At 74.9% G+C, this 19,680-nt stretch carries 19 protein-coding genes and 1 pseudogene; 6 read left to right on the forward strand and 14 right to left on the reverse strand.

Annotation, left to right across the window (positions count from 1 at the left end):
* Positions 1-41: 41 nt before the first annotated feature.
* Positions 42-899 carry an alpha/beta fold hydrolase gene (locus A3CO_RS0117140; RefSeq protein WP_018333465.1) on the forward strand — a complete coding sequence of 286 codons (858 nt, stop codon included), beginning with the start codon at positions 42-44 and terminating at the stop codon, positions 897-899.
* 4 nt (positions 900-903) lie between these two features.
* On the opposite strand, the gene A3CO_RS36035 is transcribed toward A3CO_RS0117140, so the two are convergent.
* Together A3CO_RS36035 and A3CO_RS0117150 are read right to left on the reverse strand one after the other, a co-directional pair.
* On the reverse strand, positions 904-1,386 hold the full coding sequence (locus tag A3CO_RS36035) for a hypothetical protein (RefSeq protein WP_018333466.1): 483 nt from the start codon (positions 1,384-1,386) through the stop codon (positions 904-906).
* Positions 1,383-1,817: a hypothetical protein gene (locus A3CO_RS0117150; RefSeq protein WP_018333467.1), complete on the reverse strand. Its 435-nt coding sequence runs from the start codon at positions 1,815-1,817 to the stop codon at positions 1,383-1,385. The genes A3CO_RS36035 and A3CO_RS0117150 overlap by 4 nt, the downstream gene beginning before the upstream one ends.
* Positions 1,818-2,407: 590 nt before the next feature.
* On the opposite strand from A3CO_RS0117150, the gene A3CO_RS0117155 reads away from it, so the two are divergent.
* Positions 2,408-2,950: a hypothetical protein gene (locus tag A3CO_RS0117155; RefSeq protein ID WP_157647668.1), complete on the forward strand. Its 543-nt coding sequence runs from the start codon at positions 2,408-2,410 to the stop codon at positions 2,948-2,950.
* Positions 2,947-3,507: pseudogene (locus A3CO_RS39620) on the forward strand (sigma-70 family RNA polymerase sigma factor); the annotation flags it as partial. The gene A3CO_RS0117155 and the pseudogene A3CO_RS39620, both read left to right, overlap by 4 nt.
* Before the next feature lie 408 nt (positions 3,508-3,915).
* Here the strand turns inward: A3CO_RS39620 and A3CO_RS0117165 are convergent.
* Entirely contained in the window at positions 3,916-5,166 is a 1,251-nt protein-coding gene (locus A3CO_RS0117165) for an SAM-dependent methyltransferase (protein ID WP_033414591.1), read from the reverse strand.
* A gap of 8 nt (positions 5,167-5,174) precedes the next feature.
* Entirely contained in the window at positions 5,175-6,551 is a 1,377-nt protein-coding gene (locus A3CO_RS0117170) for an FAD-binding oxidoreductase (RefSeq protein ID WP_018333471.1), read from the reverse strand.
* An 88-nt stretch (positions 6,552-6,639) separates the two neighbouring features.
* Here A3CO_RS0117170 and ligD point away from each other — a divergent pair, with 88 nt between their 5' ends.
* Positions 6,640-8,073 carry a non-homologous end-joining DNA ligase gene (gene ligD / locus A3CO_RS39625; RefSeq protein ID WP_157647669.1) on the forward strand — a complete coding sequence of 478 codons (1,434 nt, stop codon included), beginning with the start codon at positions 6,640-6,642 and terminating at the stop codon, positions 8,071-8,073.
* On the opposite strand, the gene A3CO_RS0117180 is transcribed toward ligD, so the two are convergent.
* Positions 8,074-8,805, reverse strand: a complete 732-nt coding sequence (locus A3CO_RS0117180) for a hypothetical protein (protein ID WP_026204705.1) — start codon at positions 8,803-8,805, stop codon at positions 8,074-8,076.
* Between the two features lie 234 nt (positions 8,806-9,039).
* On the opposite strand from A3CO_RS0117180, the gene A3CO_RS0117185 reads away from it, so the two are divergent.
* Entirely contained in the window at positions 9,040-9,834 is a 795-nt protein-coding gene (locus A3CO_RS0117185) for a glycerophosphodiester phosphodiesterase family protein (protein ID WP_018333473.1), read from the forward strand.
* A 243-nt stretch (positions 9,835-10,077) separates the two neighbouring features.
* Entirely contained in the window at positions 10,078-10,416 is a 339-nt protein-coding gene (locus A3CO_RS0117190) for an RNA polymerase-binding protein RbpA (protein ID WP_018333474.1), read from the forward strand.
* A gap of 27 nt (positions 10,417-10,443) precedes the next feature.
* Here the strand turns inward: A3CO_RS0117190 and A3CO_RS0117195 are convergent, their stop codons facing one another.
* From A3CO_RS0117195 to A3CO_RS0117235, 9 genes are all read right to left on the reverse strand, one after another.
* Entirely contained in the window at positions 10,444-11,274 is an 831-nt protein-coding gene (locus A3CO_RS0117195; RefSeq protein ID WP_018333475.1) for a polyprenol monophosphomannose synthase, read from the reverse strand.
* A complete protein-coding gene (gene lnt / locus A3CO_RS32840; RefSeq protein ID WP_018333476.1) occupies positions 11,271-12,851 on the reverse strand; it encodes an apolipoprotein N-acyltransferase in 1,581 nt (526 codons plus the stop codon). The genes A3CO_RS0117195 and lnt overlap by 4 nt, the downstream gene beginning before the upstream one ends.
* On the reverse strand, positions 12,845-13,954 hold the full coding sequence (locus A3CO_RS0117205) for a M24 family metallopeptidase (protein ID WP_018333477.1): 1,110 nt from the start codon (positions 13,952-13,954) through the stop codon (positions 12,845-12,847). The genes lnt and A3CO_RS0117205 overlap by 7 nt, the downstream gene beginning before the upstream one ends.
* A 36-nt stretch (positions 13,955-13,990) precedes the next feature.
* Positions 13,991-14,404: an AtzH-like domain-containing protein gene (locus A3CO_RS0117210; protein ID WP_018333478.1), complete on the reverse strand. Its 414-nt coding sequence runs from the start codon at positions 14,402-14,404 to the stop codon at positions 13,991-13,993.
* The gene (locus A3CO_RS0117215) at positions 14,401-16,038 is read right to left on the reverse strand and encodes a xanthine/uracil/vitamin C permease (RefSeq protein WP_018333479.1); all 1,638 of its coding nucleotides are present in this window, start codon (positions 16,036-16,038) and stop codon (positions 14,401-14,403) included. The genes A3CO_RS0117210 and A3CO_RS0117215 overlap by 4 nt, the downstream gene beginning before the upstream one ends.
* Positions 16,035-16,727, reverse strand: a complete 693-nt coding sequence (locus tag A3CO_RS0117220) for a cysteine hydrolase family protein (RefSeq protein ID WP_018333480.1) — start codon at positions 16,725-16,727, stop codon at positions 16,035-16,037. The genes A3CO_RS0117215 and A3CO_RS0117220 overlap by 4 nt, the downstream gene beginning before the upstream one ends.
* The gene (biuH, locus tag A3CO_RS0117225; RefSeq protein WP_018333481.1) at positions 16,724-17,464 is read right to left on the reverse strand and encodes a biuret amidohydrolase; all 741 of its coding nucleotides are present in this window, start codon (positions 17,462-17,464) and stop codon (positions 16,724-16,726) included. Before biuH ends, A3CO_RS0117220 begins: the two co-directional genes overlap by 4 nt.
* Complete coding sequence (locus A3CO_RS0117230; RefSeq protein WP_018333482.1) at positions 17,461-18,813, reverse strand: allophanate hydrolase; 1,353 nt, start codon at positions 18,811-18,813, stop codon at positions 17,461-17,463. The genes biuH and A3CO_RS0117230 overlap by 4 nt, the downstream gene beginning before the upstream one ends.
* A gap of 85 nt (positions 18,814-18,898) precedes the next feature.
* Entirely contained in the window at positions 18,899-19,582 is a 684-nt protein-coding gene (locus A3CO_RS0117235) for a GntR family transcriptional regulator (RefSeq protein WP_018333483.1), read from the reverse strand.
* Between the last annotated feature and the right edge of the window lie 98 nt (positions 19,583-19,680).

Raw genomic sequence — 19,680 nt, forward strand, 5'->3', positions numbered from 1 at the left:
GTCTGCTGCGCGCACCGCGTCCGCCGGGCGAGGATCGCCTCGTGGAGACACGGCGAATTCGGCTCGGCGAGCTCGAGGTGGCCTACCTGAGCAGCGGTCCCGACGACGGGCCGGTGGCGCTCCTGCTGCACGGCTACCCCGACACGGCCTGGTCCTGGCGCCACCTCGCCCCGGTCCTCGCCGACCGGGGCTACCAGGTGGTCGCCCCGTTCCTGCGCGGCTACGCCCCGACCGGGCTCGCCCCCGACGGCTGCTACCGGACCGGCGCCCTCGTCGCCGACGCGGTCGCCCTGCGCCGCGCCCTGGGCGACGCCCGCCCGGCTCTGCTGGTGGGCCACGACTGGGGCGCGATCACCGCCTACGGAGCCGCCGTGTTCGCCCCCGACCTGTGGGACCGCGTCGTCACGATGGCCGTCCCCCCGCTCCCGACGGGTGCCTCGGTCCGGGACCCGGGGCTCGTCGGGAAGCAGCTGCGCGCGAGCTGGTACATCGGGTTCCAACAGCTGCCGTGGGTCTCCGAGGCGGTCCTCGACCGGCTCGTGCCGCGGCTCTGGGCCGACTGGTCGCCCGGCTACGACGCGGCGGCGGACGTCGTCCGGGTCCTGGCGGCGCTCGACACGCCGGCGCGGCGCACGGCTGCACTGAGCTACTACCGTGCGTGGCTGCAGCCCTGGCACCGCTCCCCGCGCTACCGGCGGGAGGACCGGGCGGTGTTCGGGCTGCCGTCCCAGCCGCTGCTCTACCTCTTCGGCGCCGACGACGGGTGCGTCCGCCCCGAGCTGAGTCGGCTCGCCGCGCCGCTGTGCGAGACGGTCGAGATCCCCGGGGCCGGACACTTCCTCCCGGTCGAACGCCCGGGGGCGGTGGCCGACGCGGTCACCGCGTTCCTCGACCGCTAGGCGGTCACGACGCGTCGAACTCGGCCACGAGCCAGCGTCCGTCGTCGTCGGGGAGGAGCGTGACCCGGGCGCTCCGGGGGACGGTCTCCCCCGGCGACCCGCCCCGCGCCGTGGTCAGGGCGTACAGGACGAGCGTCTCGACGCGGTCCGGCGCGGCCGTCAGCACCGCGACGCGCTGGACGACGGCCGTCGAGCTCGCCCGGGTCCCGACGGCGGCCGGGACCACCAGGCTCGCGACGATCGCCCGGTTCTGGTCCGCGAACGGGCCCGTGGTGGCGGTGTCGATCCGGGCCACGTCGGCGTCGAGGGTGCGCCAGTCGTAGCCGAGCAGAACGGGCGTCAACGTCGTCGCGGCTGCGACGGCGTCCCGGGTGGCGCCGTCGGTGCGTGCCGCCGTGACCACGCCGCGCGCCAGCACCCCGACGACGACGGCGAGCACCAGCACGGCCGCCCCGATCACGCTGACGAGGACCCGCGGACGCCTCACGGGACCTCCGCCACGTCCGTGACGAGCCAGCGGTCGTCGGCTCGGAAGAGGGCGACCGCCACGCGGAACGGCCCTGCACCCGCCCCGCGGTCACCCCCGCCGCCGACGAGGCCGACCACGAGCACGCGGGCCGTGTCGCCCTCGAGGTCCTCGAGCCCGACCGAGCGGACCACCGTCGACGTCGGGTCGGTGGTCGTCGCGGCGGCGAGGCGGTCCCGCCACGCACCGGTGGCACCGTCGAGCGCGCGACGGCGGGCGGCGGGGTCGGCCGACGCGGCGCCCAGGTCGGCCAGGTGGGACCGCGCGGCGGTCAGGGCTGCGGTCCGGTCCCCCTCCCGGGCGTCGGCGCGGGCGTCGAGGACCCCGAGGACGGCGGCCGCGACCGCGAGCACGACCCCGAGGACGACCAGCACCCGGACCGGAGTCGCCATCGCCCGCGTCCCCCTCCCCCGTCCCGTTCCCCGCCCCGGCGATCATGCCGCGAGCCCGGCCGGGCCCGCACGACGACGGCGGATCCGGACGGATCCGGCGCGCAGACCACCGACACGCCGCCCGATCACTCCGAACGGGCGAGTGATCCATGCACCTATTGGACCTGCTACATCAGCTGTTCGGGCCCTGATCGTCCGGATCAGGCCGACCACTGGTGCCGTTCGTCGCCGGGGAACGACCGGTGGCAGTGCCGTTCGATCCCCGGCGGGTCGCGCGCACCTGCCACTGAGTCGACGCGACCGCCCGTCGGTCGACACGTGCTTTCGCGGGTCGGTGTCGATCGGTCACGGTGACATCACACGACGGCGTGCAGTCGAGGCCGGTTCGGGGTCACCGATCAGGGCCCGCCTCGCGACGTGGGGTGACCACGCGGCGGGGGGCCGCGAGGACCCGGCACCGCCGGGTCCGGTCATCGAGGGGGTTCGGGGGCGCGGGTGGGTGGACGAGTGGGACAGGTCGAACGGGTGGCGCCGCGCGGGCGTCGGTGGGCGTCGTGACGCCCGGACCGGTCGTGCGGGGACGTGAGCCCGTGGCGCTCGCCCCGTTCCTCGTCCGCCACGACGCCCTGCTCCAGCCCCGTGCCGCCATCCTCGGCCACGCCTACGGCGCCGGCGCCCACGACGTCTTCCTGCTGAGCCGTGCCGCCCTGTGGGACCGGTGGCCCCAGCTCGGCGGTGCGCCGGACGACGTCCGGTCCCTCGAGCTGACGATGCTGCTCGTGCGGACCGCCCGCAGCGTCGGCGGGCACGCGACGCCCGGGTCGCACCGGCCGCGGCCGGCCCAGCCGCCCCCGCCGCGTGCCGTCCTGGCGGCCCGCTCGCTCGAGCCCGCGTGGCGGCACCCCGACCCCTGGCGGCTCCTCGCCGTGCGCGCGGCCCGGCCGTTGCGCGCGCTGCCGCACCTGGACCCCCTGGCCCGTGACCTCGCGGTGCTGCGGTGGCTGGACGTGCCGGCGGCCGACGCCGCGCCCGAGCTGGGCCTCCCGGCGTCGGAGTTCGACCGCCGCCTGGACGCCGCCATGGCGCAGTGGGAGGCGGTCACCGCGGCGGCCGGCGGGGCGGGCGCACCGTGACCGACCCGCTCAACGATCCCCGGGAGCTCGACCGGCTCGTCGCGGCCGCCCTCGCCGGCGAGCGCGGCGCGATGAACACGCTCCTGCGGATCCTGCGGCCGCTCGTGGTGCGCTACTGCCGCAGCCGGCTCGGGGGGTACGACCGGGTCAACGCCTCCCCGGACGACGTCGCCCAGGAGGTCTGCCTGGCGGTGCTCCGCGCGCTGCCCACCTACCAGGACCAGGGCCGTCCCTTCCTCGCGTTCGTCTACGGCATCGCCCAGCACAAGGTCGTCGACGCCCACCGCTCCGCCGGCCGCGACCGCTCCGACCCCGTCGACGAGCTGCCCGAGGAGCAGGACGTCCACGACGGCCCCGAGCAGCACGCGGTGAACCTCTCCGACTCCGTGGAGATGGCGACGCTGCTGGCCGAGCTGCCGGAGAAGCAGCGCGAGGTGCTGCGGCTGCGGGTCGTGGTCGGGCTCTCCGCGGAGGAGACCGCCGAGGCGGTCGGGTCGACGGCGGGCGCGGTGCGCGTCGCGCAGCACCGCGCGCTGACGCGGCTGCGCCAGCTCATCATCGAGCGGGGAGACCACCCGCCGGTGCCCGACGACGGCCCGGCGGCCCCGACCCGCCGCCGCGGCGGTGCCCGCGGGCCCCGTCGTCGCCAGCCCGCCGCGCCGGAGCAGCCCGCTCCCCCGGCCGCGGGCGCGCCGACCCTCGACTGGCACGCCGCGCCGCGGACCGGTCACGAGCTGCTCGACCGGCTCCTCGACGCCGCGGACGCCCACGTGCTGACGGCGACCGCGGAGGGGTTCGACGGGGCCGCCGGGCCGGTCGGGGTGACCGACCGCGGCGTCCGGCAGGACGTGCTCGCCGCCGAGGACGCGCGCATGGCCGCCGCGGCCGCGAGGTGGGCTCCGCCCCGGTGAGCACTTTCCGTCGCTACAGCGACGGAAAGTGCTCACGAGCGCGGAGCGCACCCGTCAGTACGCCGGACGCAGCGGGAAGCCGGAGCGGCCCTGGTCGTCGAGCTTCACGCCGAGCACCTGGTGGAGCTGGATGTTGTTGAGGTCGAAGCCGACCGCGCACGCGGGCATGTAGAGCTTCCACACGCGGGCGCTGCCCTCCCCCGCCTCGGCGACGCACTCGTCCCAGTTCGCCTCGAGGTTGGCGGTCCAGGCCTTGAGCGTCTTCGAGTAGTGCTCGCGCAGATTCTCCTCGTGACGGATCTCGAAGCCCGCCCCGTTCATCCGCGAGACGAGGTAGCCGACCGGCAGGAGCTCGCCGTCGGGGAAGACGTAGCGGTCGATGAAGGGGTCGGCGTGGGCCCGGTGGTTGGCGTCGGGCCGGGTGATGCAGTGGTTGAGCAGGCGGCCGCCGGTCCGCAGCTTCGCGTACAGGAACGCGAAGTACGGCTTGAGCTGCGCGCGTCCGATGTGCTCGGTGAGCCCGATGGAGGCCACGGCGTCGAACTCGGTCTCGGTGACGTCGCGGTAGTCGCCGTGGCGGATCTCCACGAGGTCGGACAGGCCGCGGCGTGCGACCTCCTTCTGCGCCCACAGCGCCTGGTCCCGCGAGAGCGTCACGCCGAGCGCCCGCACCCCGTGGTGCTCCGCGGCGTGCATCGACATCTGGCCCCAGCCGCACCCGACGTCGAGCAGGCGCATCCCGGGCCGCAGCGCCAGCTTCTCCGCGACCAGCGCGTGCTTCGCGAACTGGGCCTCCTCGAGCGACGAGGTCTCGCTCGGGTAGGCCGCGCAGGTGTAGGCCATCGACGGCCCGAGCACCATCTCGTAGAAGCGGTTCGAGACGTCGTAGTGGTGGGCGATGGCCTCGGCGTCGCGCGACTTCGAGTGCAGCCAGCCGTGCTGACGGTGCTCCTGCGGCGGCGGCGCGAGGTTGCGGTGGCGGAGCCGGATCGGCGCGAGGCGCAGCGCCATCTCCGCGAGCGTGCGCGGCGAGACGTCGGAGATCGTCAGCTCGCTCATCGCGGTGAGGGCGGTGTAGAGGTCGCCGTCGACGTCGAGGTGACCGGACACGAAGGCCCGGGCCAGCCCGAGCGAGTTCGGCGATCCGGCCAGGTAGGCCAGCGCCGTCTCGCTCCGGACGTCGACGGTGGCCACCGACCCGCCGCCGGCGGGGCGGGAGAGGCTGCCGTCGTAGGCCTTCACGGTGATCGGGGCTTCGGGTCCGAGGACCGGGCGGAACAGCTCCGCCACGGCAGGTGCGCTCATGACTCCTCCTACGAATTCAGCACGCACTTGGTGTAGAGGTCCGGCAACCGCCCGGCGGGGTCGTACCGGGCCTTGAGGTCCCGGTAGGCCGCGCCTCCGTAGAGCGTGTCGAACTCGTCCTGGGTGTAACTCGCCGTGGAGTACAGGGACTTGTGTCCCTCGAGCTCCATGAGCTTCCGCTCGATCAGCCGGTTGTGGTGATCGCGCGCCATCCCCGGCCGGAGCAGGGCGTCGGACCAGAAGCCGACGTTGACGTAGGTCCGGTGCGGTTCCAGGGGGTAGAGGGGCCAGGTGCGGTCCCCGCGCAGCCGCAGCGGGCAGACCCACACCGGACTGATGCCGATCTCGCGGTGGAAGAAGTCCAGGAACTCCGCGAGGTGCTCCACGGGGACCTCGACGTCCTGGATGATCGGTTCGACGCCGGCCGCCCCGGTGGCCCGCGTCTGGATGCGCTCGGAGATCCCGTAGCGGCGGTCGAGCGCGACCAGGCGGCGGTAGACGTCGCTGCGGCGCAGACGCGACGGCCACACCCGGCGCACCAGCGGGTGCTGGACGCCGAGGGCCCGCGAGCACCAGAACCAGTCGGTGTCCCAACGCCACAGGTAGTCGTGGATCGACAGGTGGTCGGTGTGGCGCTGCTGGATCGAGCGGTAGTAGATGCCCTGCCCGGTGTAGTCGGACAGGTACGGGGCCTCGTCGACGAGCCGCCCGAGGGTGAGGTACTGCTCGCCGGCGGTGAAGACGGTGCCGTCGAGGAAGTCGACGGCCTCGCCGTCGTACCGGCGCTCCGCGGTGATGCGCGCGCACGCGTCGGCCATCGACGCGGCGTCGTCGAACCGGAGGTGGCGCAGCGCCACGAAGGGACGCACCGGGGCGAGCTCGATGGTCAGGGCGACCGCGTAGCCGAGCGTCCCGTAGGAGTTGGCGAGGGCCGCGTGCAGGTCGGCGGCCTCGTTGTCGGGCGTCGCGTGGACGATCTCCCCGGCGCCGGTGAGGACGTCGGCCGCGAGCACGGACTCGTGCGGCAGGCCGTCGCGGAACGAGGTCGACTCGATGCCGAGCCCCACCACCGCGCCGCCCAGCGTGATCGTCTTGAGCTGCGGCGCCACGAGCGGCATGAGGCCGTGCGGCAGCGTCGCCGCCACGAGGTCCTCGTAGGTCGTCATCCCGCCGACGTCGGCGGTGCGCGCGACGGGGTCGACGTGGAGCACGCGGTCGAGGCCGTCGACCTCGAGGCCCCCGGCGCCGTCGCGGAAGCGGAACAGGTTCGACGTCTTCTTGTGCAGCCGCACCGGCGCGTCGGCGGGCAGCGCGGCGAGGCGCTCCCGGGCGGCGGCGACCGCCTCCTCGTGCGCCGTCGAGAACCCTGTCACCGCGCTCGCCACGGCCCGGAGACTATGCCTGGTACGCACCACCGGCACCTGTGTCGCCAGTGGGATCCTTCACGGTGAGCCGACACGAGGGGTGGGGACGATGGGCGAACTCCGGACCTACCGGGACAAACGGGACCCGGGGCGGACACCCGAGCCGTTCGGGGAGGTCGGGAGTGCCGACACCGACGCGGGCGGTCGGTTCGTCATCCAGGAGCACCACGCCCGGCGGCTGCACTACGACGTCCGGCTGGAGCGCGGCGGCGTGCTCGTCTGCTGGGCCGTGCCGAAGGGGCTGCCCGACGGCCCCGGGGCGCCGCGCCTCGCCGTGCACACCGAGGACCACCCGCTGGAGTACCTCGACTTCCACGGCGAGATCCCGGCCGGCGAGTACGGCGGCGGGTCCATGACGATCTGGGATAGGGGCACCTACGAGACCGAGAAGTGGACCGACGACGAGGTCGCGGTGAGGCTGCGCGGGGAGCGGGCCGACGGGCGGTTCGTGTTCTTCCGGCCGAAGCGCAACGCCGACGGGCGGCAGGTGCAGCGCAGCGGAGCTCGACCGTCGGACGAGGACTGGCTCGTCACGAGGAAGGGTGAGGAGAAAGCCCGGCCGCCCCGCGACGTGCAGTCCCCGCGCGTCTCGGTCGGGGGCCGCGCGCTCAAGCTGTCCAACCTCGACAAGGAGCTGTACCCCGGGACTCCGAAGAACGCGGTGGTCGACTACTACGCCCGGGTCGCCGACACCCTGCTCCCCCACCTCGCCGGCCGCCCCCTGACGCTGCGCCGCTTCCCCGACGGCATCGACGGCGAGTCCTTCTACGAGAAGAACGCGGGTCGCAACGCCCCGGACTGGCTGCGGACGGTCGTGGTCCCGACGCCGGGCTCGTCGCGGGGGTCGGACTCGGCCCGCTTCGTCGTCGTGGAGGAGCTCGCGACGCTGGTGTACCTGGCCAACCTCGCCGTGCTCGAGCTGCACGTCCCGCAGTGGCGGGTCGATCCGGACGACGTGCCGCAGCCGCCGGACGAGCTCGTGTTCGACCTCGACCCGGGGCCCGGCACCGGTCTGCCGGAGTGCGCCCGGGTCGCGTGCCGGGTCCGGGACCGCCTGCACGACGACGGGCTGGTGCCGGTGGTGAAGACCAGCGGCTCGAAGGGCATGCAGATGACCGCGCCCGTCGTCGTGGCCGATCCGGGTCGGACGTCGGAGTACGCCCGGGCGATCGCGCAGGAGCTCGCCCGCGAGACGCCGGACGACGTGACGGCGGTGATGGCCAAGGACCGCCGCGGCGGCCGCGTGTTCATCGACTGGTCGCAGAACAACACCGCGAAGACCACCGTCGCCCCGTACTCGCTCCGGGCGCGGGCCGCGCACGGGGTGCCGACGGTGTCGACGCCGCTGACGTGGGACGAGGTCGAGGCGGCCGACGACGCCGACGCACTCGTGTTCTCCCCGGCCGCGGTGCTCGACCGCATCGCCGAGCACGGCGACCTCTACGCGGGGGCGCTGACCGACGGGGTCGAGCTGCCGGACTAGCTAGAGCAGACCGCCGACGGCCTTCCCGAGCCCGTTGACGGTCTTGCCGGCGGTGTCCGCGACCTGGGGCACGAGGCCCTTCTGTCCGCCGCCGCCGTCGTTCCCGCCCGACGGGGCCGACTTCGAGCCCGACGTGGGCTTCGTGGTGCCGGTCGGCGTGCCGCTCCTGCCCTGGCCGTCGCCCGCGCCCGTCGTGGTGGTCGTGGGCTTCGTGGTCGGGGCCGTCGTCGGCGTCGCCGCCCGTGGGGTGATCAGGGTCGGCACGGCGGGCTGGGTCGGGCGCACGACAGCGGCCGGCAGCGGGGCCGGGACGACGGGCGCGGGAGGCGCGGCCGGCGGTGCCCCGGGGCCGGGCACGGTGAGGATGCCCGCGGTGGCCGGGTCCCCGGTCACGTCGGAGGGTCCGCGCCGGGTCGCGCCGCCCTGGCCCCCGTCCAGCGCCTGGGGGGAGCCGGCGGTGTAGGTGTCCACGGTGGGCAGCGGGTCGCTCGAGCGGTCGTTCGCCACGGCGTTGACGGCCAGCGGCACGGCGGTGACGGCCGCGGCGACGGAGAGGATCGCGAGACCCCAGCCCCGCAGCGGGCTCTCGGTCCGGGAACGCGCGTCACCCCGACGGTGGCTCGTGGTGACGGCCGGCGTGTAACCGGACTCGTCGAGGTGGCGCTGGGCCCACAAGGGCAGACCGGCGGGTTCACCCGCTTCCCCCGAGCGGCCCTGCCGCGAGCGCGTCATTCGTCCCCCGAGTCCGAACTCTCGTTGTCGTGGATGACCGACGCGACACTACTCCATGTGTACGTATCCCCCCAAGGTGGCCAGGGAGTGACCGCTGATCTTCGTACCAGGGTCGTGATGACTCCGTGTCACGGCCGTGACCGGCGTCCGGGGGAAACGGCTGCTCCTCCCGGGACACGTCCGGGCCGTCCCGGCGACACCCGCCGGTCGTCCGGGTCGGGCAGACTGCGGCCCGTGCTGCCGGCCGTCCGCTCCCACCCCTACCTCGCCGCTCCCCGCCCGCGGGCGTTCGCCCACCGGGGCTGGCACGTCGGGGACCTCGCGGGGCTCGAGAACACCCTCGCCGCCTTCACCCGCGCCCGGGAGGAGGGCTTCGCCTACGTCGAGACCGACGTGCACGCGACCCGCGACGGTGTCCTCGTCGTCCACCACGACGCCACGCTGCGGCGCGTGGCGGGCCATCCCGGGGTGCTGCGGGCCCTGGACTGGGCCGACCTCGCCGAGGTGCGGGTCCGCGGCCGCGAACGCCTGCCGCGTCTCGAGGAGGTGCTGGAGGCCGAGCCCGAGCTGCGGTTCAACGTCGACATCAAGTCGCCCGGCTCGCTGCGCCCGATGCTCGACCTGCTGGAACGCGACGACGTCGCCGAGCGGGTGGCCGTCGCCAGCACCGACGAGGGCCGGCTGCGGGCGGTGCGGCAGCGCTTCGGGGACCGGGTGGTCACCGGGGTCTCGGCGCGGGCCGCACTGTCGCTGCGCTGGCGGTCGGTCCTCCCGGGGCCGCTCGCCCGCCGGGTCCCGGTCGGCGGGGACCTCGCCCAGCTGCCGACGCACTTCGGCGCGCTGCCGGTGATCGACCCGGTGTCGGTCGCGGCGGCGCACGCCCTCGGCATCGAGGTGCACGTGTGGACGATCGACCGGCCCTCGGAGATGCACCGGCTGCTCGACCTGGGGGTCGACGGACTGATGACCGACCGCCCGGACCTGCTGCGGGAGGTCCTCGTCGTGCGGGGCGGGTGGCCGACCGGCTGACCGCCGGTGGCCCACGACCCGCCGGCGCGCCGCCCGGTGTGACGTGCTCGGTCCGCGGGTAACACCGTGGTGAACACATCGATGTGTGCCAGGGGTCGCGGAACCGTCGCACGGGCCGGCGTGAGACGGGTCACGACCACGTGTCCGACCGGTGTCGTGGGAACGAACACGGGACGCCCGACGTTGGGACCGGGGTCGCCCCACGAGGGCGACATGCACGCAGTCGAGGAAAGGACAGCACTCATGGCCGACCGCGTCCTCCGTGGAAGCCGCCTCGGAGCCGTCAGCTACGAGACCGACCGCGACCACGACCTCGCCCCCCGCCGCGCCTTCGCCTACCGCTGCCCCAAGGGCCACGACTTCGAGGTCCCGTTCTCCGACGACGCCGAGGCCCCGGTCACCTGGGAATGTCGCCTCCACGGCGAGGAGGGCAAGCGGATCGACGGCACGGAGCCCGAGCAGAAGAAGGTCAAGCCGCCGCGCACCCACTGGGACATGCTGCTCGAGCGCCGCTCCGAGCCGGAGCTGCAGGAGCTGCTGGAGGAGCGCCTCGACCTCCTCAAGGAGCGCCGCGGCGCCTGATCCCGCCCCGCACCACCGACGACCCCGTCACCGCCCGGTGGCGGGGTCGTCGTGCGTCCGGGGTCGGCGCGTCAGACGGTCGCGGACGCCCCACACCGTGACGCGCCAGAGCGCCTCCCGCACCACGGCGCCGCTCATCTTCGAGGCGCCCGCACAGCGTTCGGTGAACACGATCGGCACCTCGCGGACGGCATAGCCCGCCCGCTGCACGCGGAACGCGAGGTCGACCTGGAAGCAGTAGCCCTGGGAGGACACCGGGCTGGCGGTCACCGCCTCGAGCGCCTCGCGACGGAACAGCCGGAACCCGCCGGTGACGTCCCGGACCGGGAGGCGCAACGCCCGGCGGGAGTAGACGTTGGCCGATCGGGAGAGCGCGTTGCGGTACCAGGGCCAGTTCACCACCCGGCCGCCCGGCACGTACCGCGAGCCGAGGACGAGGTCGGCGCCGTCGTCCCGCGCCGCCGCGAGCATCGCCGGGAGGTCCTCCGGGGCGTGCGATCCGTCGGCGTCCATCTGGACGATCCACCCGACGTCGTCGGCCGGGTGGGTGGCCATGACGTGCGCGAAGGCGTCGACGTACGCCGCCCCCAGTCCGCGCTTCGGGCGGTGGTGGAGCACGGTGACCCGGTCGTCGCGGGCGGCGAGGCCGTCGGCCAGTTCCCCCGTGCCGTCGGGGCTGCCGTCGTCGACCACCAGCAGCCGCACCGCCGGGACGGTGTCGAGCACCCGCGCCACGATGCCGGGCAGGTTCTCCCGCTCGTCGTAGGTCGGCACGACGACGAGCACCCCGCGGCCGTCCGCCGCCGGTGCGGCCGGGGCCGAGGGCACCCGGGTCTCCTGCGACCGCTGCGCGCTCATGCCGCCCCGCCCTCCCGTCGCCGCCGTCGGACGACGCCCCCGACGACGACCGCCGCCACCCCGAGGCCGGCGAGCACCCACTCGGGGCCCGCGCCGAGCCGGGTGGCCAGGGTAGTCGTGGTCCGCAGCGGTACCCGGTCGACCAGCACGCCCGGCGTGAAGAGTTCACCGGTCCGGTCGAGCACGGTGCCGTCCGGCGCGATGACCGCGCTCTGCCCGCTCGTCGCGGCGATGACGACGGCCCGGTCGTGCTCCACCGCGCGCAGCCGGCTCATCCCCTGCTGCTGGTAGGTCATGTTGGTGAAGCCGAAGGTCGCGTTGTTCGTGGGCACCGTCAGCAGGTCCGCGCCCGCCGTCACCGCGTCGCGGACGTCGCCGTCGAAGACCACCTCGTAGCAGGTCGCGACGCCGAGCCGGGCGGGTCCGGCGTCGAGCACGGGCGCGCCGGTGCCGGGCTCGAAGTCGGTGACCCGGGAGACGTCGGCGGAGAACACCGACGCGAGCCCGCGGATCGGGATGTACTCCCCGAACGGCAGCAGGTGGCGCTTGACGTACTGGTCGGTCGGCCCGACCCGCGGGGTCCAGACGACGGCGACGTTGCGTGGCCCCTGCACGATCGTCCCGTCCGCGTCCCGCGTGCCCTGCAGCACCGCGCCCACGACGACGGGCACCCCGACCTCGTCGGTGACCGCCTGGATCTCCGCGCGCGCGTCCGGGTTGCGGAACGGGTCGATGTCCGAGGAGTTCTCCGGCCAGATCACCAGATCCGGCCGCGCGGTCCGGCCGGCCGCCACCCCGGCCGCGAGCTGCTGGGTCTCCCGGACGTGGTTGTCGAGCACCGCCCGGCGCTGGCTCGCGAAGTCCAGGCCCGCCCGCGGCACGTTGCCCTGCACGGCCGCCACGGTGATCGTCCGGTCGCCCGGCGCGGCGAGCGGGTGGGCGGGCACCGCGATCCCGACGACGGGTCCGAGCAGGACCGCGACGAGCGCCCCCAGGCCCGGCAGGACCCGCCGTCGGGGGGAGCGCAGCAGGGCCCGGAGGCCGGCGCCGGAGAGGACGACCGCGAAGCTGACCAGCGGGGCGCCGCCGAGGGAGGCGAGCGTCGCGTAGGCGCCGCCCGCCTGGCCGAAGGCCAGCTTGGACCAGGGGAAGCCGCCGAAGGGTTCGCGCTCGATCAGCGCCTCCCCCGCCACCCAGAGGCACGCGATCCACAGCGGGGCGCCGGGCAGCCGGGCGAGCAGGGGGACGAACGCGACCGGGACCGCGGTGGCCAGCACGACGACGAGCAGCGCGAACAACCAGACCGCACCGACGTAGGTGCCGGTCCAGGACAGCAGCGGGTACTCGTAGGCCACCGCCGCGAGCGCGCCCCAGCCGAGGGCGGCGCGCCAGGACCGGTCGGCGACCGTCGCGACCAGCAGCGCGATCCCGAGCGGCGCGGCCCACCACCAGCCCAGCGGCGGGAACGAGACGTAGAGCGCGAGCCCCGCGACGACGGCCGCGGCCGCGCGGAGGCCGGTCGCGCGCGTGGGCCGGCGCCGTCGGGCGGCCGTCCCCCGCCGCGGGGCCGTCAGCACGACAGCAGCTCGTGGGGGCGGGTGTTGACCGCCTCGCACCCGTCCTCGGTGACCACCACGATGTCCTCGATGCGGGCGCCCCACCGGCCGTCGAAGTAGATGCCCGGTTCGACGGAGAACGCCATGCCCGGCTCGAGCGCCAGCCCGTTGCCCGCGACGATGTAGGGCTCCTCGTGGACCTCGAGCCCGATCCCGTGGCCCGTGCGGTGCACGAAGTTGTCCCCGAACCCGGCCTCGCGGATGATCGCACGGGCGGCCTCGTCGACGCTCTCGGCGGTGACGCCGGGGCGGGCGGCCGCCACGGCCGCCGCCTGGGCGCGCTGCAGCACCGCGTAGACGTTCACGATCTCGTCGGTGGCCCCACCGACGACGTAGGTGCGGGTGCAGTCGGAGTTGTAGCCCTCGGGCAGCGGCCCGCCGATGTCGACCACGACCACGTCGCCGGACTCGATGACCCGGTCGGACACCTCGTGGTGCGGGCTCGCCCCGTTCGGGCCTGATCCCACGATCACGAAGGCCGCCTCGGCGTGCCCGGCCTCGACGATCGCGGCGGTGATGTCCGCGCCGACCTCGGCCTCGGTGCGCCCGGCCCGCAGCAGCCCCGGCACCTGCTCGTGCACGGAGTCGATGGCGGCACCGGCCCGGCGCAGGTACTCGATCTCGGCCGGGTCCTTGCGCATCCGCAGCTCGCGCAGCACCGGCGTGGCGAGCTCCTGGGTGGCCAGCGGCAGGGCGTCGCGCAGGCCCAGCACGTGCAGGGCCGGCATGTCGGACGCGACCGCGACGCGCTTCGCCCCGTCCAGGCACGCCGCCACGAGCCCGTGCGGGTCCTCACCGTCGACCCAGTCGAGGACGCGGATGCCCGCCCGGTCCACCCCGGTGCCGTCCAGGCCCGGGCGCTCCAGGCGCGGCACGACGAACGCGGCCTCGTCCTGCGTGGGCAGGACGAGGGCCGAGAGCCGCTCGTGGGAGTGCTTCACGACGCCCGCGAGGTACTGCAGGTCGGGGCCGGGCGTGACGACCAGCGCGTCGAGACCGGCGTCCGCGGCGAGCCGGCGCGCACGGTCGAGGCGGGCGGTGACCTGGTCGGCGAGCGGAGCCATGGTCGGAGCCTAACCGCCGCGACGGTGCCGTCCCGGTCAGTGCCCGGGGATCTCCGAGACGTGCGCGGCGACGATCCGCCACCCCGCGGCCGTCCGCGCCCACGTCTGCGTCTGGCGTCCCTCGCGCGGGGAGTCCGGGTACGCGAACAGCGTGCTCACGACGGCGGCGTCCGGGCCGAGCGGCAGCACCACCGTCCCGGACAGCCGGCGGCCCGGCGGCACGCCGGGGTGCGCCGCCCGCCACGCCGCGATCTCCGCGGCGCCCTGCTGGCGGTCGGCGACCCCGTAGCGCACGCAGCGGCCGTCGTCCCAGAAGAGCTCGGTCAGCGTCGCCACGTCGGCCTCGCGCAGCGCCCGCTCGTACCGGGCGAACACCGCGGCCACCTCGGCCGCGACGTCCTCGTCGTCGAACGCCGCCGCGCGCGGCCCCGTCCGGGGCGGCACGGTCACGCGGGCTCCACGCGGGCCGGCTCGCGGGGGTCTGTGGCTGCGGGCTCCTCCGCGACCACGGCGTCCGCCTGGTCCTCCTCGACCGGCTCCGACCCGTCGTCGTGGGCCCGCCGGTGCACGAACCCGAAGCCGAGCAGCACGATCCCGGCGAAGAGGTAGCCCAGGGCGATCTGCCCGCCGACCCCCCAGCCCACCGACTCGGCGTGGATCAGCCCGACGAAGCCGAGCACCGCGCCGGCGAGGGCGTAGGCCGCCGCCGCGAAGAACTGCTTGTCGATGATGAAGGCGGTGATCGACCCGAGCACGAGACCGGCCAGGATCGCGCCGCCGCCGAGCAGCGCCGTGCCGTGGTAGACGAGACCGGCGTTGGACAGGGCCCCCTCCCCCACGCGGTCGGCCGTGGTGCCCGCCGCGTCGAGGGCGTCGTCCATCAGGCCCGTGGCCCAGGACGCGATGTTGGGGATGATCGCGAAGACCACGGCGACGGCGTGCCGCGACGGCGTCTCGCGGAAGGCCTGGGCGCCGATGAGCAGCCCGATGTAGAGCAGGATCGGCACGATCGCGGGGAGCGGCAGCAGGGCTCCGAGCAGCGAGAACATGCCGAGGAAGCACAGCAGGGCGATGACGACGCCGGAGGCCAACGAGTAGGTGGTGCGCCCGCCCGCCGACTTCCAGCCCGGGTGGCCGATGTAGACCGCCGGCGGGAACGGGCAGCCCAGGGCCGACCCGAGGACCGCCCCGGCGCCGTCGGCGAGCAGCACCGAGCGCAGGTTGTACGAGTCGCCCGCGACCGCGGCCGACTCCACGTTCGTCATGCCCTCGGTGAAGTTGTAGATGCCGAGCGGGATCGCCGTCGCGAGCAGCGGGGCGACGTCGACGAGCCCCGTCCCGAGGCGGCCGAGGTCGATCGACGGCAGGGAGACGGACACGTCCTGCGCCGCCGTGACCACCTCGGGCACAGACATGTACCCGCCGATCCAGCCGATCGCGGTGCCGACCAGCAGGGCCGCGAGCCCCACCGGGATGTTGCCCGGCAGGCGCAGGTCGGTGAAGAAGCCGATCAGGATGATCACCATGACCGGCAGCGAGATCCACAGCGCGGTGAACATCTGGGCGGCGGGGCGCATCGAGATGAAGGCGATCGAGACGCCCGCGAGCGTGCCGAGCATCGCCGCCTGCGGGGTGTAGCGGCGGATGTACGGCCCGACGAAGGCGCCGAGCAGCACGATCAGCCCGATGATGAAGCACCAGGCCAGGCCCGCGGCCCAGGCCACGAGCGGGTTCCCGGTGGTCAGCGCGATCGGCAGCATGATCACGAAGACGACGATGAACATGTGCGGCACGGAGGGGCCGTAGGGCATCGCGCAGACGTCGTCGCGGCCCTCCCGGCGGGCGAGCCGCCGCGCGAGCCAGGTGTAGTAGACGTTGCCCAGGAGCAGCTGCACGCCCAGGGCCGGGAGGATGACCCCGAAGACCTCGGCGCCCGGGATCTTCACGACGCCGACGCAGAGCCCGGACAGCACGAGCACGTTGACCAGCGTGTTGAACCCGAGACCGAAGAAGGCGTTGGTGTCGCCGGCGACCCACCAGGACAGGCGGGGCGGGGCGGTGCTCTCGGTGGTCGGCGTGCTCATGACGGGGTCCCTTCGAGGGCGGTGACGGGCAGCGCGGTGAGCAGGGCCGCCGAGGGCGCGACCCAGCCGAAGATCCCGCCCTGCGCGGCGATCATGGCGAGCCCGACGCGCTGGAACTCGGGGAAGTAGGAGCCGACGCAGTCGGACAGGACGAGGCACTCGTAGCCGCGGTCGTTGGCCTCGCGGACGGTGGTGTGCACGCACACCTCGGTGGTCACGCCGGTGACCACGAGCCGGGTGATCCCGCGGGCGGCGAGCTCCGCCCCGAACGACGTGCCGTGGAACGAGCCCTTGCCGGGCTTGTCGACGACGAGCTCACCCTCGACCGGGGCGAGCTCGTCGACGATGTCGTGGCCGTATTCGCCCCGCACGAGGATGCGGCCCTTCGGCCCGGGGTCGCCGATCCGCAGCGACGGCGACCCGCGGTGCAGCTTGGCGGGCGGGCAGTCCGAGAGGTCCGGCACGTGGCCCTCGCGGGTGTGCACGACGGTCATGCCGAGCGCGCGGGCGGCGGCGAGGACCCGTTGCAGCGGGGGGATGACGCCACGCAGCAGCGACACGTCGTTGCCGAGGGTCTCGCCGAAGCCGCCCGGCTCGCAGAAGTCGCGCTGCATGTCGATGATGACGAGCGCCGTCGTCGCGACGTCGAGCTCGAAGGGGCCGGGGTCGGCGTCCACCGTCACGGTCACGACCGGACCCCCGCCAGTACGGCGTCCGACGTCGCGACCGCTCCGAACACCCCGCCCTGCATCGTCACCATGTGCAGCGCCGCGGCGTGGTTGGCCGGGTCGGTCGCCCCCGTCGCGTCGGAGAGGATCACGCACTCGAGTCCGCGGTCGTTGGCCTCCCGCATCGTCGTGTGCACGCACACGTCGGTCGTGATGCCGGTGAGGATGAGGTGCGTGATCCCGTGGGTGCGCAGCACCAGGTCGAGCTGCGTCGCGTAGAACGCGCCCTTGCCCGGCTTGTCGATCAGCACCTCGCCGGGCCACGGCGCGACCTCGGGGACGATCTCCCAGCCCGGCTCGCCGCGGACCAGGATGCGGCCCGTCGGGCCCTCGCTGCCGATCTCCGCGCCGATCTGCGCCGAGCGCCACCGCTTGTTCGCGGGCAGGTCGGACAGGTCGGGGGCGTGCCCCTCGCGGGTGTGCACGACGAGCATCCCGGTCTCGCGGGCGAGCGCGAGCATGCGCGCCGTGGGCGCCAGCCCCTCCCGGGTGAGGGCGATGTCGTAGCCCATGCGGTCGACGTAGCCGCCCGGTCCGCAGAAGTCGATCTGCCAGTCGATGCAGATCAGGGCGACCCGCTCGGTCGGCACGGACCCGTCGTAGGGCCAGGCGTAGGGCGCCGCGTCGACCGGGCCGATGACGGCGGGTCGGGGTGCCGGGGGTGCCGTCCCGGTCGTGGGGAGGGAGTCGGTCGTCACGGGGCCTCCTGGGTCGAGGGCGGGCGCAGGTCGGGCAGCAGGGCGGGCAGCAGCGTGCGGGCGGCGGCGAGCAGGGCGGCGTCGCTGTGGGCGGGGCCGACGAGGGTCACGCCGACGGGCCGGCCGTCGGGCGTCGTCCCCGCCGGGAGGGCGAGGGCCGCGAGGTCGAGCAGGTTGGTGGCCTGGGTCCACCGGCCGAGGACGAGGTTGCGGGCGACGGGCTCGGCGGCGAGCTCGGCGCGGGTGAAGGTGGTGGGCACGGTCGGGAGCAGAAGCAGGTCGGCGCGCTCGAACAGCCGGGCCGTCCACGCGCGCAGCTCCTGCAGCCGGTGTCGGGCGCGGAAGGTGTCGACGGCGCTGAACTCGGCGCCCCGGGCGATCACGGTCCGGATCACGGGGAGCACCTCGTCGGGGTGCGTGTCGGTGAACTCCTGCAGGGCGGCGAGCCGCTCGGCCGCCCACGGTCCGCCGTAGAGGAGGTCGCCCGCCTCGCGCAGGGGTGCGGTCGGGGTCTCGACGACCGCCCCGGTCGCGGCCCCCGCCCGCTCCACGGCCGCGTGGAAGGCGAGCGCCATGGCCCGGTCGCCGGCGAACGCGTCGGCGACGTCGAGGTCGCCGGGCACGGCCAGCGCCGGCCGGGCGACGGGCGGCGTGGGGCGGTAGCGGCGCGACCAGGGGTCGACCGGATCGGGCCCGACGAGGACGTCGAGGGCGCGGGCGGCGAGGTCGAGCTCGCGGGTGAAGACGCTGACGCAGTCGAGGGACCGGCAGGCCGGCACCACGCCGGAGGTCCCGACGATGCCGCGGGTCGGCTTGAGCCCGAGGATCCCGTTCAGGGCGGCCGGGACCCGCCCGGAGCCCGCCGTGTCGGTGCCGAGCGCGAGCGGGATGATGCCCGCGGCGACCGCCACCGCGCTGCCCGAGCTCGATCCGCCGGACACCAGGTCGCCGCCGAACACGCTCTCGGGGGCGCCGTAGGGCGAGCGACCGCCGTTGAGTCCCGTGGCGAACTGGTCGAGGTTGGTCTTCCCGTCGACGATCGCGCCGGCCTCGCGCAGCCGTCGCACCGCAGCGGCGTCGGTGTCGGCGCGGCGGGTGAAGGCGGGGCAGGCGGCGGTGGTCGGCAGGCCTGCGACGTCGATGTTGTCCTTCACCGCCACGGGCACGCCGTGCAGCGGGCCCCGGTGCCCGGGCGCCAGGGCCTCGAGCTCCCCGGCCCGCGCGTGCAACGCGTCGCGGTCGGCGACCGTGATCCACACCCCGTCGTCGCCCCGCTCGGCGATCCGCGCCAGGACCGCCTCCACGACGTCCGCGGGGCGGGTCCCGGGGGTGAGGGCGGTGCTCGGCATACGGTCGATTGTCGACCGTTTGATGTCGGCGACCGGCCCCTGCGGTTACGCCTGTGTGACGCCGCGACCGGGACGGTGGCCCGGCTCAGCGCCGGGTCTCGTCCAGCTCGGACACCAGGTAGGTCCGGGCCCCGTGGGTCGACAGCGCCTCGAGCGCCGCGTCGACGTCCCCGCTCGCGACGGCGTCGTACAGCGCGCGGTGGCGTCGGACGCCCTCGGCGGCGCTGCGCACCTCGGCCTCCCGGCGCATGTTGGTGGCCATGTAGAGCTGCAGCTGCAGCAGGACCGGCTCGTAGACCCGCAGCAGGTGGCGGTGGCCAGCCAGCGCGACGAGCGCGAGGTGGAACTCGCGGTGCGCGTCCGCCCGGTCCGCGCCCACCGCCGTCTCGATGCGCCCGATGGTCCGCTCGAGCGCGGCCAGCCGGTCCGGCGCCGGCGGGCCGTCGGCCAGCGCCGTGCCGACCGCGAACCGCTCCAGCGCGTCGCGGAGCCCGAACAGCTCCTCGATGTCCTGGGGCGAGAGGTCCACGACCCGCACGCCCCGCCGTGGCAGGTGCTCGACCAGCCCCTGCTCGCCGAGCAGACGCAACGCCTCGCGCAGCGGCGCCCGACTGGTCCCGAACCGTCGCGTCAGCTGCTCCTCGACCAGGCGCTCCCCGGGGGCCAGGGCACCCCGCAGGATGTCGGCGCGGATGCGGGTGACCACGAGTTGGACGAGGCTCTGCGCGCCGAGCCCCGGGCCCTCGTCCGGCGGGGCCTCAGCCGTCACGGTGCGCTCCTCCTCCGGCGTGACGACCGCCGTCCGGTCGTCTCTCCCTGCCGCTCAGCTTCCCAGACGCGACTAGGTAGTCGCCCCCTGTCCGGGCC

The organism is Actinomycetospora chiangmaiensis DSM 45062, from assembly GCF_000379625.1.
Lineage (GTDB): Bacteria > Actinomycetota > Actinomycetes > Mycobacteriales > Pseudonocardiaceae > Actinomycetospora > Actinomycetospora chiangmaiensis.

What these genes read in the sequence shown, in the direction of transcription:
- A3CO_RS0117150 (WP_018333467.1), bottom strand. Translation starts at nt 1,817, where the DNA reads ATGGCGACTCCGGTCCGGGTGCTGGTCGTCCTCGGGGTCGTGCTCGCG.
- A3CO_RS0117165 (WP_033414591.1), bottom strand. Translation starts at nt 5,166, where the DNA reads ATGAGCGCACCTGCCGTGGCGGAGCTGTTCCGCCCGGTCCTCGGACCC.
- ligD (WP_157647669.1), top strand. Translation starts at nt 6,640, where the DNA reads ATGGGCGAACTCCGGACCTACCGGGACAAACGGGACCCGGGGCGGACA.
- A3CO_RS0117180 (WP_026204705.1), bottom strand. Translation starts at nt 8,805, where the DNA reads ATGACGCGCTCGCGGCAGGGCCGCTCGGGGGAAGCGGGTGAACCCGCC.
- A3CO_RS0117190 (WP_018333474.1), top strand. Translation starts at nt 10,078, where the DNA reads ATGGCCGACCGCGTCCTCCGTGGAAGCCGCCTCGGAGCCGTCAGCTAC.
- A3CO_RS0117195 (WP_018333475.1), bottom strand. Translation starts at nt 11,274, where the DNA reads ATGAGCGCGCAGCGGTCGCAGGAGACCCGGGTGCCCTCGGCCCCGGCC.
- A3CO_RS0117205 (WP_018333477.1), bottom strand. Translation starts at nt 13,954, where the DNA reads ATGGCTCCGCTCGCCGACCAGGTCACCGCCCGCCTCGACCGTGCGCGC.
- A3CO_RS0117215 (WP_018333479.1), bottom strand. Translation starts at nt 16,038, where the DNA reads ATGAGCACGCCGACCACCGAGAGCACCGCCCCGCCCCGCCTGTCCTGG.
- A3CO_RS0117230 (WP_018333482.1), bottom strand. Translation starts at nt 18,813, where the DNA reads ATGCCGAGCACCGCCCTCACCCCCGGGACCCGCCCCGCGGACGTCGTG.